Annotated in this window: 14 protein-coding genes; 12 read left to right on the top strand and 2 right to left on the bottom strand. The window is 64.1% G+C overall.

Going from position 1 to position 15,719, the window contains the following annotated elements:
• Positions 1 to 49: 49 nt before the first annotated feature.
• The 12 genes from BLQ92_RS33615 (at position 50) to BLQ92_RS33670 (ending at position 14,405) form a co-directional block, all read left to right on the top strand.
• Entirely contained in the window at positions 50 to 2,635 is a 2,586-nt protein-coding gene (locus tag BLQ92_RS33615) for a motility hub landmark protein FimV (protein WP_244896710.1), read from the top strand.
• An 8-nt stretch (positions 2,636 to 2,643) separates the two neighbouring features.
• Positions 2,644 to 3,456 carry a tRNA pseudouridine(38-40) synthase TruA gene (gene truA, locus BLQ92_RS33620; protein ID WP_090693472.1) on the top strand — a complete coding sequence of 271 codons (813 nt, stop codon included), beginning with the start codon at positions 2,644 to 2,646 and terminating at the stop codon, positions 3,454 to 3,456.
• A complete protein-coding gene (locus tag BLQ92_RS33625; protein ID WP_425194969.1) occupies positions 3,453 to 4,181 on the top strand; it encodes a phosphoribosylanthranilate isomerase in 729 nt (242 codons plus the stop codon). Before truA ends, BLQ92_RS33625 begins: the two co-directional genes overlap by 4 nt.
• Positions 4,182 to 4,241: 60 nt before the next feature.
• Positions 4,242 to 5,435: a tryptophan synthase subunit beta gene (gene trpB / locus BLQ92_RS33630; protein WP_090693198.1), complete on the top strand. Its 1,194-nt coding sequence runs from the start codon at positions 4,242 to 4,244 to the stop codon at positions 5,433 to 5,435.
• A gap of 11 nt (positions 5,436 to 5,446) precedes the next feature.
• The gene (locus tag BLQ92_RS33635; RefSeq protein WP_090693201.1) at positions 5,447 to 6,403 is read left to right on the top strand and encodes a DNA-methyltransferase; all 957 of its coding nucleotides are present in this window, start codon (positions 5,447 to 5,449) and stop codon (positions 6,401 to 6,403) included.
• A 106-nt stretch (positions 6,404 to 6,509) separates the two neighbouring features.
• Positions 6,510 to 7,325 carry a tryptophan synthase subunit alpha gene (trpA, locus tag BLQ92_RS33640; protein ID WP_090693204.1) on the top strand — a complete coding sequence of 272 codons (816 nt, stop codon included), beginning with the start codon at positions 6,510 to 6,512 and terminating at the stop codon, positions 7,323 to 7,325.
• Positions 7,326 to 7,409: 84 nt separating this feature from the next.
• Positions 7,410 to 8,282, top strand: coding sequence for an acetyl-CoA carboxylase, carboxyltransferase subunit beta (gene accD / locus BLQ92_RS33645; protein ID WP_090693208.1), 873 nt, complete (start codon positions 7,410 to 7,412; stop codon positions 8,280 to 8,282).
• A 211-nt stretch (positions 8,283 to 8,493) separates the two neighbouring features.
• A complete protein-coding gene (folC, locus tag BLQ92_RS33650) occupies positions 8,494 to 9,804 on the top strand; it encodes a bifunctional tetrahydrofolate synthase/dihydrofolate synthase (RefSeq protein WP_090693212.1) in 1,311 nt (436 codons plus the stop codon).
• Between the two features lie 29 nt (positions 9,805 to 9,833).
• On the top strand, positions 9,834 to 10,745 hold the full coding sequence (locus tag BLQ92_RS33655) for an SPOR domain-containing protein (protein ID WP_090693216.1): 912 nt from the start codon (positions 9,834 to 9,836) through the stop codon (positions 10,743 to 10,745).
• A 7-nt stretch (positions 10,746 to 10,752) separates the two neighbouring features.
• Entirely contained in the window at positions 10,753 to 11,247 is a 495-nt protein-coding gene (locus BLQ92_RS33660) for a CvpA family protein (protein ID WP_090693220.1), read from the top strand.
• Positions 11,248 to 11,350: 103 nt separating this feature from the next.
• The gene (gene purF, locus BLQ92_RS33665; protein ID WP_090693224.1) at positions 11,351 to 12,898 is read left to right on the top strand and encodes an amidophosphoribosyltransferase; all 1,548 of its coding nucleotides are present in this window, start codon (positions 11,351 to 11,353) and stop codon (positions 12,896 to 12,898) included.
• 316 nt (positions 12,899 to 13,214) lie between these two features.
• Positions 13,215 to 14,405 carry an O-succinylhomoserine sulfhydrylase gene (locus BLQ92_RS33670; protein ID WP_090693228.1) on the top strand — a complete coding sequence of 397 codons (1,191 nt, stop codon included), beginning with the start codon at positions 13,215 to 13,217 and terminating at the stop codon, positions 14,403 to 14,405.
• 26 nt (positions 14,406 to 14,431) lie between these two features.
• On the opposite strand, the gene BLQ92_RS33675 is transcribed toward BLQ92_RS33670, so the two are convergent.
• Both BLQ92_RS33675 and BLQ92_RS33680 read right to left on the bottom strand, forming a co-directional pair.
• Positions 14,432 to 15,223, bottom strand: a complete 792-nt coding sequence (locus BLQ92_RS33675; RefSeq protein ID WP_090693232.1) for a helix-turn-helix domain-containing protein — start codon at positions 15,221 to 15,223, stop codon at positions 14,432 to 14,434.
• A gap of 15 nt (positions 15,224 to 15,238) precedes the next feature.
• Entirely contained in the window at positions 15,239 to 15,580 is a 342-nt protein-coding gene (locus tag BLQ92_RS33680) for an FKBP-type peptidyl-prolyl cis-trans isomerase (RefSeq protein WP_090693236.1), read from the bottom strand.
• Between the last annotated feature and the right edge of the window lie 139 nt (positions 15,581 to 15,719).

Below are 15,719 nucleotides of genomic sequence, written 5' to 3' on the forward strand. Positions count from 1 at the left end.
TGACGCGCCTGTGGTCCCGATGACCGTTCGACTCTCTTCCCTTTACGCTATGTCACGCAACAGCGTCTGCCAGATCGCGGCTGCGGCTGCCCTTGCCTTTGTTCTGACCGGCGTCGCCGGCGTTAGCGGCGCCCAGGCGGCGGCTGCCGACGCTGCGGCGAGCGCGGCTGAGGCCGCTTCGGCGCCACTCGTGGCCGGCAGCCAGTACACGGTTCGCCCGGGGCAATCGCTCAATGATCTGGCGATTGCCGCCACGCAGTCGCACGACCGTGGGACGCTCGCGCGCGCAGCGAAGGCGTTGTTCGATGCGAATCCGAACGCATTTATGTCGCACGATCCGAGCCGCTTGCGGCTGGGCGCCGTGCTGACAGTGCCTGCGCTCGACGCGACGGGTGCCGCGGTGGGGGCTTCGGGTGCTTCGGCGTCGTCGGGGGCAGCTACTTCGGCTGCTTCCGCGAGCATGGCAGGGACTGCGGGTAGTGTCGCGACTGCGCTCAGCGCTGCGTCGCAGCCGGCCGCTGCGCAGGCGAATGCCGCGAGTGCGGCCACGCACGCGAACGCTGCAAGCGCCGCTATGCACGCTGGCCCGGCGAGCGCGCCGCTTCAGGCGAGTTCGGCAGCCGTGGGCGCTGTCGCCACTGCGCCGACGGCCGGTAGTGCGGCTGCCACGGTTGCCACCGGTGCCGTGGCAGGTGCTGCGTCTTCGCCGGTCGGCGGTGCTTCGGCGTCCGCCGCTTCGCCTGCGTCGGCAGCAAGCGGTGCGCACGTATGGACGGGTGCGATCCAGCCTTCGGCTAGTGCGCCGGTCGCAGGCGCCTCGGCGGCGCTGCCGTCGGCGTCCGCTACGGCGCCGGTTGTCCAGGGGCCGGCTCAGGTCTCCAGTTTGCAGCAATTGCTGGCCCTTAAAAGCCGGGTGCTGATGGAGTTGCAGAAGCACGGTATCGGCGGCAAGCCAGCGCAGCCTTCCCAGGCGGGCGGTGTAGCGACGGCGGGTGGACAAATCGGCGCAACTGCTGGCTCAGGTGTGCCGGGCAATTCCGGTGTGGCGAACTCACATGCGGCGGGCGGTGGTCTCGACTTGTCGCCGGTGAACCTCAGTTTTGCTGCGGCAATTGGCGCGGCTGCGGCCGCTTTGCTGGCAGCCTTGGGACTGCGTCGGCGGAAGAAAGGCGTGAAGGCAGCAGATGCGGCTGCTGCGTCCCAAGCTGACGAGGTGGCAGGACCTGAAACCGTGATGGCGCGGGATAACGTCGCGCCGCACGAAGATGTTGATACGCATGAGTCGCCGGTTGCTGATGAATACGCAGCGCACGAAGACGCGGCGGCCGATGCCGTGGTGTCTCAGGCAGCGCGCGAAGCGGCAGAGCGCGAGGCTGCGGAGCACGAAGCAGCGGCACGTGAGGCCACTGAACATGAGGCAGTGGAGCAGCCGGCTGCAGAACGTGAGATAGCGGCTCGCGAAGCGGCAGCGCACGAAGCGGCAGCAAACGAAGCAGCCGCGCGAGAAGCAGCGGAACGCGAAGCCGCTGCGCAAGAAGCCACAGAACGCGAAGCAGCAGCCCGTGAAGCCGCACTGCGCGGCGCGTCCGAACTCCCTTCCGTCCCTGCGTCCGAGCCGAGCTGGCCGGAAAGCCCGCTCACCCCAGCACCGGACCCCTTCGACGAGGCAACCGCAGCCGCCAGCCACCCCGCGTCTGCAGAGCCCGACACCGACGAATTACCACCGTCCGCCGAGCTCGCTCCGGCGGCCGAGCACCCGGCCCGTCAAGCCCCGGCTGACCTGCACCAATGGAATCAGACCCCGGACCATCCGCCCGAGGAAACTGCTCAGCCGCTTGAAAGCTACAACCCGCCGCAACCGCAGATCAACTTCGGCACAGCCGCATCGCATGACGAGCCGCAAGCGGAGTCGTCCTTCGGCCAGGTTCCGGCCGAGCCGTCGTTCGAGCACACATGGGACCAGCAGCCGGCCCCGACGGCGCCGCAACCCGAGGCGCAGTGGGAACAGCCGACGCTGCCCGAGGCACTCGAGCCCGCGCCATTCATCGATCAGGCCGCGCACGAACCTGCCGCGCCGCACTTCGCCAACACCGAGTCGCCGTCAGAGCAGCCATTCACCGCTGCCCCGGCTGAGCCCGCCGCGACAACCGGCTTCCCCCGCGACGCCGTCGATGCGTTCGGCAGTCTCGAGATGGGCTTGCCGCCGCGCGTCGAGCCGGCCACTCCAGTGACGCCGCCGGCCTCACTGTCGACGCAACCGGTAGTCGAACCCGAAATCACCGCGCAGCAAGCCGTCCCGCCGCAAGCCGCTACACCCCGCCATGCCGGCGCGGAAATCGCCGCGGGCACCGCGGGTTCGGCAGCGGTCGCTGGGCTGGGCGCGGCACGTTTCGGCGCACTGAACCTGGACTTCGATCTGGAATTGCCGCCGAGCCCCGCGCAGCCGTTGCCGACGTTCACGCCGCAAGATCTGGTCCGAATTGCACGCAACAAGCTCGATCTGGCATCGGAATACATCGAACTGGGTGACCTGGCCGGCGCGCGAGCGCTGATCCACGAAGTCATCGAAGCGAACGACGACGCGACCCGCGCCCAGGCGCGTGCGCTGCTCTCGACGCTGGCACCGCTCTCGTAATGCCTGCCGTGACGCGAATTGCACTAGGAATCCAGTACGACGGCTCGGCCTTTTGCGGCTGGCAGTCACAGCCGCACGGCAAGACGGTTCAGGACGCGCTTGAACGGGCGTTGCGCGAATTCGCGCAGACGCCGCTGCAGACGGTGGTGGCCGGCCGCACGGACACCGGCGTGCATGGCCTCGGACAGGTGGTGCATTTCGACACCGAACTCGACCGCACGGATTTCTCGTGGGTGCGCGGCACCAACGCGTTTCTGCCTAAAACGGTCGCGGTGCAGTGGGCGAAGCCGATGCCGGAGACGTTCCACGCGCGCTTTTCGGCGTTCGAGCGGACCTATTACTACGCGCTGTATGTCCACCCGGTGCGCTCGCCGATGCTGGCCGCTCGCGCCGGCTGGGTGCATACACCGCTCGACGTCGAAGCGATGCGTGCCGCGACCGCCTACCTGATCGGCGAACACGATTTCTCCGCGTTTCGCTCGTCGGAATGCCAGGCGAAGACGCCGGTCAAGCACCTGTATCAGATCGACGTGCGGCAGCAGGGCGATTTCATCCACTTTCGCTTTCGCGCCAACGCATTCCTGCATCACATGGTGCGTAATCTGATGGGCTGTCTCGTTGCGGTCGGACGCGGGCGTCAGCCAGCGGCATGGATGGCCGAGGTGCTGGCCAGCCGCGATCGCAATCAAGCCGCCCCCACTTTCATGCCCGACGGCCTCTATCTCGCGCAGGTGGGCTATCCTCAGGAATTCGCGGTGCCTGCTGCGCAACCGGGTAGTGTGCCGTGGAGCACCGTATGGACCGAGTCACCGGAATCATGAATTCAACCACCGTGAATCAGCCAGCCGCCGCGGGCGAGCCCCAGCAGCAGGGTGCGACTCAAGCCGCGGCGCCCCATCGGACCCGCATCAAGTTGTGCGGGCTGTCGAAGCCCGAGGACGTGGCGCACGCCATCGACCTCGGCGCGGATGCGATCGGCCTCGTGTTCTATCCGCCCAGCCCGCGTTCGGTCAACGTGGCTCAGGCGCTCGAACTGGTGCGGGACGTGCCACCCTTCGTTTCGGTGGTGGGCCTGTTCGTGAACGCGACGCCCGACTGGATGAGCGAGGTTGTGAGCAATGTCCCACTCACGATGCTGCAGTTCCACGGCGACGAGACGCCCCAGCAGTGCGAAGCCCTTGCCAACGTTGCGGGTTTGCCTTGGTTGCGCGCTTTGCGGGTTGGGGCTGATACTCAGCAGGCCGATTTGGTAAAATCGGCGCTTAACTATGCAGCAGCCAGCGCTCTTCTGTTCGACACTCATGTTGAAGGCTATGGCGGCGGCGGGAAGGTTTTCGATTGGTCACTTATTCCAGCAGAGCTCGCGCGTCGGGCCGTTTTGAGTGGTGGGTTGAACGCGCAAAACGTCAGTGATGCGATTCATCGCGTGCGCCCGTACGCGGTCGATGTCTCGAGCGGCATCGAAGTAGCGGGCGCCCGGGGCGTGAAAGATCACGCCCGGATGGCGGCGTTCGTACGCGCAGTGCGCGCGGCGGACGCAGAGTGATTCCGCCGGAGCAGGGTTCGCGTGAAGCGGCCCGCCCGGCACACTGAGAAGAGTGACACCATGTATAACTTGCCCGATGAACGAGGCCATTTCGGCCAATTTGGCGGCGTATTCGTCGCTGAAACCCTGGTCCACGCACTCGATGAACTGCGTGAAGCCTACGAAAAATTCCAGAAAGACCCCGAGTTCGTTGCCGAGTATGAGCGCGAACTGAAGTATTTTGTTGGCCGTCCGTCCCCCATTTACCATGCCCAGCGCTGGAGCGAACTGCTCGGCGGTGCGCAGGTGTTCCTCAAGCGTGAGGACCTGAACCACACCGGCGCCCATAAGATCAACAACGTGATCGGCCAGGCCCTGCTCGCCAAGCGCATGGGCAAGCCGCGCGTGATCGCGGAAACCGGTGCGGGCCAGCATGGCGTTGCCACGGCGACCATCGCCGCGCGCTTCGGCATGGAATGCGTGGTCTACATGGGCTCGGAAGACGTGCGCCGCCAGGCCGCCAACGTCTACCGCATGAAACTGCTCGGCGCGACCGTCGTGCCCGTCGAATCGGGCTCCAAAACGTTGAAAGACGCACTCAACGAAGCGATGCGCGACTGGGTCACCAACGTCGAAAACACCTTCTACATCATCGGTACGGTTGCGGGTCCGCATCCGTACCCGATGATGGTGCGCGATTTCCAGCGCGTGATCGGCGACGAATGCAAGGTGCAGATGCCCGATTTGATTGGCCGTCAGCCGGATGCGGTGATCGCCTGCGTGGGCGGTGGATCGAACGCAATGGGTATCTTTTACCCGTATATCGACGACAAAGACGTGCAGTTGATCGGCGTTGAAGCCGCCGGTGACGGCCTTGATACCGGCCGCCATGCGGCTTCGTTGATCGGCGGCAGCCCCGGCGTGCTGCACGGCAACCGCACCTACCTGCTGCAGGACGAAAACGGCCAGATCATCGAGACGCATTCGGTGTCGGCGGGTCTGGACTATCCTGGCGTCGGCCCCGAGCACGCCTGGCTGCACGAAAGCGGTCGCGCGCAATACGTCGGCATCACCGACGAAGAAGCGCTGAAAGCGTTCCACGACTGCTGCCGGATCGAAGGCATCATTCCGGCGCTCGAATCGAGCCATGCGCTGGCCTATGCGGCCAAACTCGCGCCGACCTTGCCGAAGGGCAAATGCCTTCTGGTGAACCTGTCGGGGCGCGGCGACAAGGACATGCACACGGTCGCTGAGCGATCGGGTATCACGTTCTGAGCGCCGCGACGATGCGCGACGAGTTCGACGAGCCGCAACCGGCCATCGACGGCACCGAGGCTGAGACGGCCGAGGCCACTACGATGGCCGCCCAAGCCGAAAGAGCCCAGATCGAAGCAGCCGAGGCGCCTGCACCGGCGCTTCCGGCTGCTTTGCCTGTGGTGCCTGCCGGTATTCAGCTGTTGAACCGCGATTTTCTGACCGATGTGGCGACCCTGCCGGATGCTTCGATCGACCTGATCCTTGCCGACCCGCCGTACGGACTAGGCAAGGACTACGGCAACGACTCCGACATGCGCTCGGGCGAGGACTTCATTGCCTGGACGCGTAGCTGGCTCGAGCTGGCGATTCCGAAGCTCAAGCCGTCCGGTTCGCTGTATATCTTTTGCACGTGGCAGTACGCGCCGGAGATCTTCTGCTTCCTTAAGACGCGTCTGACGATGGTCAACGAGATCATCTGGGACCGGCGTGTGCCGAGCATGGGCGGCACCACCCGCCGCTTCACGTCCGTGCATGACAACATCGGCTTTTTCGCGGTGTCGAAGGATTACTACTTCGATCTCGATCCCGTCCGCATCCCGTACGATGCCGTCACGAAGAAGGCGCGTTCGCGCAAGTTGTTCGAAGGCAGCAAGTGGCTCGAGCTTGGCTATAATCCGAAGGATGTCTGGTCGGTATCGCGACTGCATCGGCAACATGCCGAACGCGTCGATCATCCGACCCAGAAACCTCTGGAAATCGTCGAGCGTATGGTGCTCGCGAGTTGCCCGCCGGGCGGCCGCGTGCTCGACCCATTCATGGGCAGCGGCACCACCGCAGTCGCCTGCGCACGTCAGAAGCGCGAATTCGTCGGCTATGAAATCAATGAAAGTTACTGCGCGATAGCGCGTGAACGCGTCAGCGCGGCCGCGCAGGCTGCGCCGAACCAAACCGTCGCGCCCGTCGCGTCTGTGGCTGCTGAAACCTGAGCAAGGCGCTGTTAGGCGCCGAACGGTGTCGAACCGCGCCAAAACGTAGCTCAAACAGCAGCGAACCGCAACGAACGCGCAGCTAACTATTTTCGAGAGAATTTCCATGTCCCGTATCAAGAACACGTTTGCAGCCTTGGCTGCGCAGGGCAAGAAAGGACTGATCCCATTCATGACCGCTGGCGATCCGGACCCGGCTCGCACTGTCGAATTCATGCACGCGCTGGCCGCTGGCGGCGCGGATGTGATCGAACTCGGTGTGCCGTTCTCCGATCCGATGGCCGACGGCCCGGTGATCCAGGCCTCGTCGGAACGCGCATTGGCCCATGGCGTCTCGCTGCGTCACGTGCTGGCTGATGTGAAGCAGTTCCGCCAGCGTGACGACAAGACGCCGGTGGTGCTGATGGGCTACGCCAACCCGATCGAACGCATGGGCGTTGACGCGTTCGCCGCAGCGGCGCAGGAAGCCGGTGTAGACGGCGTGCTGGTGGTCGACTACCCACCGGAAGAGTCCGTGATTTTCGCGGAAAAGATGCGATCGGCCGGTATCGATCCGATCTTCCTGCTGGCGCCCACCTCGACCGACGAACGCATCGCGGAAGTCGGCAAAATCGCCAGTGGCTACGTCTATTACGTGTCGCTCAAGGGGGTCACCGGAGCGGCAAATCTGGACGTTTCCAGCATCGCGAGTAAAATCCCGGCCATCAAGTCGCGCGTTCCCCTGCCGGTGGGCGTCGGTTTTGGCATCCGGGACGCCCAGACGGCGCGCTCGGTGGCCGAAGTCTCCGATGCCGTCGTGATCGGCAGCCGTATCGTCCAATTGCTCGAAAAAGCCGCGCCGGAGACGGCCGCCGGGACGCTCACGCGTTTCGTCGCAGAAATCCGCGAGGCGCTCGACAGCATCGGTGCGACCGCCCGATAACCGTTACTTTTTGTCTGCTGTAAGCTGCGCGGCGGGGCTTCGCCCCCGCCGTCGCGCGCACTGAAGACCTTGGAAGGAATCAACATGAGCTGGCTCGATAAGCTGCTGCCGCCCAAAATCAAGCAAACCGATCCAAAAAACCGTAAAGGGATTCCTGAAGGCCTGTGGATCAAGTGCCCGTCGTGCGAAGCGGTCCTGTACCGCAACGACGTCGAGGCCAATCTGCACGTTTGCCCGAAGTGCGACCATCACATGCGTATCGGCGCACGTGAGCGGCTCGACGGCCTGCTCGATCCGGAAGGCCGCTACGAAATCGGCCAGGAAATCGTCCCGGTCGACGCGCTCAAGTTCAAGGACAGCCGCAAGTACCCGGATCGCCTGAAAGAGGCGATGGAAGAAACCGACGAAACCGACGCCATGGTCGTCATGGGCGGCGCGATTCACACGCTGCCGTGCGTGGTCGCCTGCTTCGAGTTCTCGTTCATGGGCGGCTCGATGGGTTCGGTGGTCGGCGAGCGCTTCGCGCGCGGCGCGCAGAACGCGCTTGAACAGAATGTACCGTTCATCTGCTTCACCGCTTCAGGCGGCGCGCGGATGCAGGAAAGCCTGTTGTCGCTGATGCAGATGGCCAAAACCACCGCGATGCTGACCAAGCTGTCCGAGGCCAAGCTGCCGTTCATCTCGGTGCTGACCGATCCGACCATGGGTGGGGTCTCGGCGAGTTTTGCGTTCCTCGGCGACGTGGTGATCGCGGAACCGAAGGCGCTGATCGGCTTTGCCGGCCCGCGCGTGATCGAACAAACCGTGCGCGAAAAGCTGCCGGAAGGCTTCCAGCGTGCCGAATTCCTGTTGACGAAGGGCGCGGTTGACATGATCGTGGACCGTCGCAAGCTGCGTGAGGAAATCGCCCGCCTGATGGCGCTGATGTCGCGCCAGCCGGCTGACGCGGTGGCCTAAGCTAACGCCAGCAGGCCAAGCCAACGCAACTGCCGGGCAAGCCTTGATGCCGCGCTTCGTCGCATGGTAGAGGCGCGGCAGAGCCGCAGCAGAAGCACCGCAGAGTAAAAAAACAGCGCGCCGCGAGAGGTCATCAAGCGGCGCGCAGTCATTTCCGGGATAATCGCGGTCTCCCGCGCAATCTCGCAACACCGCCTAACCGACGTATCCGATGACCACATTCCCCACTCTCGACGCGTGGCTCACGCATCTCGAATCCGCGCATCCGGTCGGTATCGACATGGGGCTGACCCGGATCAGCAAGGTGCGCGACGCACTGCAACTGACGTTCGACTGCCCGGTGATCACGGTGGGCGGCACCAACGGCAAGGGCTCGACGTGCGCGATCCTCGAAACTATCCTGCTGCGCGCCGGTTACCGGGTGGGTTGCCATACTTCGCCGCATCTCCTCACGTTCAACGAGCGGGCACGGGTGAACGGCGAGGTGGCGAGCGACGCCGACCTGCTGCCGCATTTCGCAGCGGTCGAAGCAGCGCGCCTGAGCCTGCCGGAGCCGGTCTCGCTGACGTACTTCGAATTCACGACGCTGGCGATCATGCGTCTGTTCGCTTCGCGCGGGTTGGATGCGGTGATTCTAGAGGTGGGCCTCGGTGGGCGTCTCGACGCGGTCAATATCCTCGATACCGATTGCGCGATCATCACGAGCATCGATATCGATCACACCGAATACCTCGGCGATACGCGTGAAAAGATCGCGTTTGAGAAAGCTGGCATCTTCCGCCCGGGCAAGCCGGCGATCTGTGCCGACCCGGTCCCGCCGCAGACCCTGATCGACCATGCCGAGGCGATCGGCGCCGATCTGTGGCTCTTCGGCCGCGATTTCCGTTACGAAGGCCAGGCGGGCAGCGAGCGCCAGCAGTGGAGCTATGTGGGTCGCACGCTGCGCCGCTCGGCGCTGGCGTACCCGGCGCTGCGGGGCGCGAACCAGCTTATCAACACCTCGGCCGCCCTGGCAGGCCTCGAAGCCTTGCGCGACCGTCTACCGGTCTCGGCGCAGGATATTCGCCTTGGTCTGGCGACCGTCGAGCTGGCGGGCCGCTTCCAGGTGTTGCCGGGCAAGCCGGCCGTCGTGCTCGATGTTGGCCACAATCCGCATGCCACTGCGGTTCTGGCGCAGAATCTCGGCAACATGGGCTATTTTCCGTACACGTACGCGGTTTTTGGCGCGATGCACGACAAGGACATCGCCGGCGTGATCGAGCACATGAAGGGCGAGATAGCCCACTGGTGTGTGACCGACCTGCCGAGCCCGCGCGCGGCATCTGCGGAGTTTCTCGAAACCACCCTGCGCGAATGCGGCGTGACCGATGGCCCGGACAGCAGCATCACACGCTTCGCGTCGCCTGCCGAGGCTTTTCAAGACGCGCAAAAACGATGCTCGGAGAATGATAGAATCGTGGTTTTCGGCAGTTTCTATACGGTAGCCGGCGTGATGGCCTACCGTAAATCGCAGCAACACTGAACGGGCGGCAGCCCCGAACCAAGCGATTCATGGGAATTTTCTCGTTCGGCAAGAAAGACGAAACGCCTACCCGGCGTGGCGCAAACACCAGTTCCACCCGGGCCGCTCGTGGCGAGCGCGTGGAGCGGCGAACCCGCCGCACGGAACGGCCTGATGCCGATGCAATGTTGCTCGACCCTACGCTGCCCGAAAAGCAGCGCGCGCGGCGCCGCCTGGTCGGCGCCATTGCGATGGTGGTCGCAGCCGTGGTGATCTTGCCGATGGTGCTGGACTCGCACCCTAAGCCCGTCACTGACGATATCTCGATCGATATCCCCAACCGTCCGGCGCCCAAAGCGGCAGCCGACGATGAAGACACCCAGGCAGGTGTCGCACCCGATAATCCGGCCCCAGATAGCGCGCTCGCGGCTTCCGGCGTAGTCCCGGCTCCGGCAGCGCCTGCCACGGCGAATGCCATGTCACAGCAGCAGGGCACGACCACCGCGCCGGCGCAAGCTGGCAGCAAGAGCAACAAGTCGCCAGCGCCCGCCATGGCTGCGAACACGGCCCCTGCCGCGCCGACCCAGCCACCCGCTCCGGCCAAACCCGTGAAAGTGACGCCCGCGCCGACCCAAAGCGCAGCCAATACGAGCGCGACCTCGAACAACACCGACGCAGCCGCCGCAGACGCCGATTCCGGCACGCCGGCCTCGCCGCCGGGCAGCCGTTTCGCCGTCCAACTGGGTTCGTTCCCGGACGACGCCAGCGCGAAGAGCTGGGCAGCCAAGTTGAAAGCGGCCGGCGTGCCCGCATATACCGAACGTAGGAAGCAGGCTGACGGCACGACGCACACGCTGCTGCGCGCAGGCCCGTTCGCCGACCGCGCCGCTGCGTCGGCCGCGATCGCGAAGGTTCGCGAAGCCGGCCTGACGTCGGGCTCGAACAACGGTTCGGCACAGTAAGTCAGCGATGTTCACTGCCTTCGACTACGCTGTAATGGCGGTGATCGGTTTGTCGGCCCTGCGGGGCACGTGGCGCGGCTTCTTGTCTGAGATTTTCGGGCTGATTGGCTGGCTGGCGGCGTTTTTCGTGGCCTGCTATTTCGTCGGTTATGTGGTGCCGTATATGCCGGCCAGGTGGCCGGGCGGCGCCCTGACTCAATGGCTGCTGGCCTTTGCCCTGCTGGTCGTCGGCGTGATGCTGGTGGTGGGCGTGGTCAACGCGCTGCTGAGCCGGCTCGTGCAGGCATCCGGTTTGAGCGGCGTGGACCGCTCGCTGGGTTTGATGTTCGGCCTCGTCCGCGGGGTCATCCTGGTGCTGATTCTGGTCGCCCTCGCAGGCCTGACCGAACTGCCCCAGCAGGAATTCTGGCGCAACGCCTTGCTGCGGCCCTACGCGGTCCAGGGCGTGCATGAACTGAAACCGCTGCTTCCCGAGACGCTTGCAGCCTACGTCCATGTGTGACGAGGCGGGCGGTCAATAAGAAGCACGCAGGACATCGGCGCGACCCGGATGCTTCCCCGGCACCGGCCGCCGTTACGAATTTCGTACCTTTGAAGGACATGCCATGTGCGGCATCGTAGGCGTAGTTTCCCAATCCCCGGTCAATCAGCTGATCTATGACAGCCTGCTGCTTCTGCAGCACCGCGGTCAGGACGCAGCCGGCATTGCGACGGCGAACGGCAGTAATTTCCACATGCATAAGGCCAACGGCATGGTGCGCGACGTGTTCCGCACGCGCAACATGCGCAGCCTGCCCGGCACCAGCGGTATCGGCCAGGTGCGCTACCCGACGGCCGGTTCCGCGTCGAGCGAAGAAGAAGCCCAGCCGTTCTACGTGAACGCGCCGTTCGGCATCATCCTCGCTCATAACGGCAACCTGACCAACTGGCAGCAACTGAAAGACGAGATGTTCCGCGTCGATCGCCGCCACATCAACACCAACTCCGACACCGAAGTGCTGCTCAACGTGCTCGCGCACGAACTGCAGCTCTCCTGCTCCGGTCTGCAACTCGATCCGAACTCCGTGTTCAAGGCAGTCTCGGGTGTGCATCGCCGCGTGCACGGTTCGTATGCGATCGTTTCGCTGATCGCCGGTTACGGCCTGCTGGCCTTCCGTGACCCGTTCGGCATCCGCCCGCTGTGTCTCGGCAAGCAGGAAACGGCGCATGGCGTGGAGTGGATGGTGGCGTCGGAATCGGTGGCGATTGAAGGTATCGGCTTCGAGTTCGTGCGCGACGTGGCGCCGGGCGAAGCGATCTTCATCGACATCGACGGTAATCTGCATTCGCAGCAGTGCGCGACCAACGCCAGCCTGAACCCGTGCATCTTCGAACTCGTGTACCTCGCGCGTCCGGACTCGGTGCTCGACGGCGTGCCGGTCTACAACGTGCGTCTGCGCATGGGCGATTACCTCGCCGAGAAGATCCGCCGCGAACTGCCGGATGTGCCGATCGACGTGGTGATGCCGATTCCCGATTCGTCGCGCCCCGCTGCAATGCAGGTCGCCAAGAAGCTGGGCGTCGAGTATCGCGAAGGCTTCTTCAAGAACCGTTACGTGGGCCGGACCTTCATCATGCCGGGCCAGGCGATGCGCAAGAAGTCGGTGCGTCAGAAGCTCAACGCCATGGCGATCGAATTCAAGGGCAAGAACGTGCTGATCGTGGACGACTCGATCGTACGCGGCACCACTTCGCACGAAATCGTGCAGATGGCGCGTGACGCAGGCGCGAACAAGGTGATCTTCGCCTCGGCAGCGCCGCCGGTGAAATTCCCGAACGTCTACGGTATCGACATGCCGACGCGTGGCGAACTCGTCGCTCATGGCCGCACGGATGAAGAAGTCGCGCGCATGATCGGCGCGGATCACCTCGTGTACCAGGACGTCGACGCGCTCAAGCAAGCCGTGCGCGACACCAACCCGGCGTTGAAGGAGTTCGAAGCTTCGTGCTTCGATGGCAACTACATCACCGGCGACGTCACGACCGAGTACCTCGATCGTATCGAAACGGCCCGTCTTGCCCCGCAGGCGCAATCGGACCGCGATGCTGCCAGCGAAGCGATGGAAGGTGGCGCAGCGCGTTCGCAACTGCACCTGCAGTTGTCGGTAGAGTAAAAACGCCTCTCCGAAGGTGGCGCGCGCGGGCTATGCACGGCACGCGCCACGCATGTTAGGATGTTGGCTTGCGTCGATTTGATCTCAGCTTGCGGACGCGGGGCAACCCAAAACAGCTAAAGCGAACGGTGGAAATGCCGCAACCGTCCGCCGCCGCTCCAGCTTTCCCCCGCACATGAAGCCCGCTTATGCCGACGCAAAGCGGGCTTTTTTGTTGCCGGCGCGTTTGCCGTTCAGCCTCACGATGAACGCTTGGCGCCGGTCTGGAAAACGTGGCAACACGTGACGACACGTGGAAAATGGAACTAGAACCAACATGGACGACTCCCTGAACTTCGACACCCTCGCAGTCCGCTCGGGCACGCTGCGCAGCGACTTCAACGAGCATTCGGAAGCGATCTTCCTGACGTCGAGCTTTGTGTTTGAAAGCGCGGCCGACGCTGCCGAGCGCTTCAAGAACTCCGAAGACAATTACACGTACTCACGCTTCACGAATCCCACAGTCACGATGTTCCAGGACCGTCTGGCTGCGCTCGAAGGCGGTGAGGCATGCATGGCGACGGCTTCGGGCATGAGCGCGATCATGTCAGTAGTGATGTCGGCGTTGCAGGCGGGCGACCACCTTGTCAGCTCGCAGAGCCTGTTCGGTTCGACGCTCGGCATGTTCTCGCAGATCTTCACCAAGTTCGGCATCACGACCACGTTCGTCGATCCGACGGATCTGGAGGCATGGAAAAACGCCGTGCGGCCTGAGACGAAGATGTTCTTCCTCGAAACGCCGTCGAATCCGCTGACTGAAATCGCGGACATCGCGGCGATCGCCAAGATTGCGAAGGCGTCGAATGCTCTGTTCGTCGTCGACAACTGTTTTTGCAGCCCGGCGCTGCAGCAGCCGCTGAAACTCGGCGCGGACGTCGTGATGCATTCGGCCACCAAGTTCCTCGACGGCCAAGGCCGTGTGCTTGGCGGCGCGCTGGTCGGCTCGAAGCAGTTCATCATGGAGAAAGTGTTCCCGTTCGTGCGCAGCGCCGGGCCGACGCTGTCTGCGTTCAACGCGTGGGTGCTGCTCAAGGGCATGGAAACGCTGTCGTTGCGCGTCGAAAAGCAGTCGGATAACGCACTGGAAATCGCACGCTGGCTGGACACGCATCCTGCTGTGAATCGCGTGTTCTATCCGGGACTGGAGTCGCATCCGCAGTACGAGATTGCGAAACGTCAGCAGAAAGCGGGCGGCGCGATTCTCTCGTTCGAACTGAAGGGCGACACGCCCGAAGCGCAGCGGGCGAACGCATGGCGCGTGATCGACAGCACCAAGATCTGCTCGATCACCGGCAACCTCGGCGATACGCGTACCACGATCACCCATCCGGCCACGACGACGCACGGCCGCATCACGCCGGAAGCGCGCGCAGCAGCGGGCATTACGGAAGGGCTGATCCGTCTCTCGGTCGGGCTGGAAAACGCGGGGGATATCCGCAACGATCTGGCGCGCGGTCTGGCGGGTTAAGTCTTAAAGTCTTAGGAGCAGTCGGGTCAGTGGCGCACTGCGCGCCATTGACCCGGCGCGAGCCCGAAACGCCGCGTAAAAGCGTGCGTGTAGGCGCTCTGATCGCCGAAGCCCACTTCGAGCGCGATATCGGTCAACGAGCGCCGCGGGTCGCCGAGCAGCGTGATAGAAATATCGAGCCGCAGACGCTGCAGATAGCGATGCGGCGTCTCGCCGAACGCTTCGATAAATAACTGATGAAAACGCCGCATGCCGAAGCCACAGTGCGTGGCGAGGTCGGCAATCCGCAGCGGCTCCGACAAATGCGCGCGCAGCCAGCGGTCGATGCGTGCGAAGTCGAGACCGGCGCCAGGCGCGCCATCGAACCTCGCGGATTGCGTCGTACCGGCATCCGCCAGCATGGCCGCGCACAAGCGCGCAGCCGCATCCCAGTGGAAACGCCGTTTGCTGAGATCGTCTGCGGTCTGGATGCCCCCGGTTGCATGCGCGGCGATACGTTGCACGAGCTGCGTCAGCGAAGCCTCCACGGTTACCGCCCGCGCCCGGTCGAACAAACGTTCCGGCACCGCCAGCGACGCTGCAGGCAAATCGAGCACCAACTGCCGGTTCTCGCCGACGCCCGCATAGTCATGCTGCGCGCCGGCGGGAATCAACCAGGCCGAACCGGAATCGATCTGCTGACCGACTCCGTCCACGGTCATCACCATCGCGCCATCGAGCCCCAGCACGACCTGATGAAAGTCGTGCACGTCCGACGCTTCGATCGCGCCATAACGGCGCAACGAAACGCAAGGGGCGGTGAGGGCCGCGTGGCTCATCTGCAAGCGGAAAACTTAGACGTCGAGCAGTTCGACTTCGAACACCAGCGTTGCATTCGGCGGAATCACGCCGCCTGCACCGCGCACGCCGTAGCCGAGTTGCGGCGGAATCGTCAGTTTGCGCACGCCGCCCACCTTCATGCCTTGCACGCCTTCGTCCCAACCCTTGATGACCATGCCGCCGCCCAAGACGAACGCGAACGGATCGTTACGGTCCTTGCTGGAGTCGAACTTCTGGCCGTCGGTCAGCCAGCCGGTGTAGTGGACACTGACGGTCTGGCCGGCTTTCGCTTCGGCGCCGGTGCCTTCGGTCAGGTCTTCGTATTTGAGGCCGGATTCGGTAGTCACGGTCGACATGAGTTGCTCCTTGAGACAAGTCGTAAAAGTCGACATTGTAGGCGTGTTGAGGCCGCATCGCCCAGATCACCTGGGTTCTGCTGCGCCTTCCGGCGCGCTAGCGAACCACTACCGCGCATAGAGTGCGCACCTGCGTCCT

The sequence above is a fragment of the Paraburkholderia phenazinium genome (assembly GCF_900100735.1).
GTDB lineage: Bacteria > Pseudomonadota > Gammaproteobacteria > Burkholderiales > Burkholderiaceae > Paraburkholderia > Paraburkholderia phenazinia.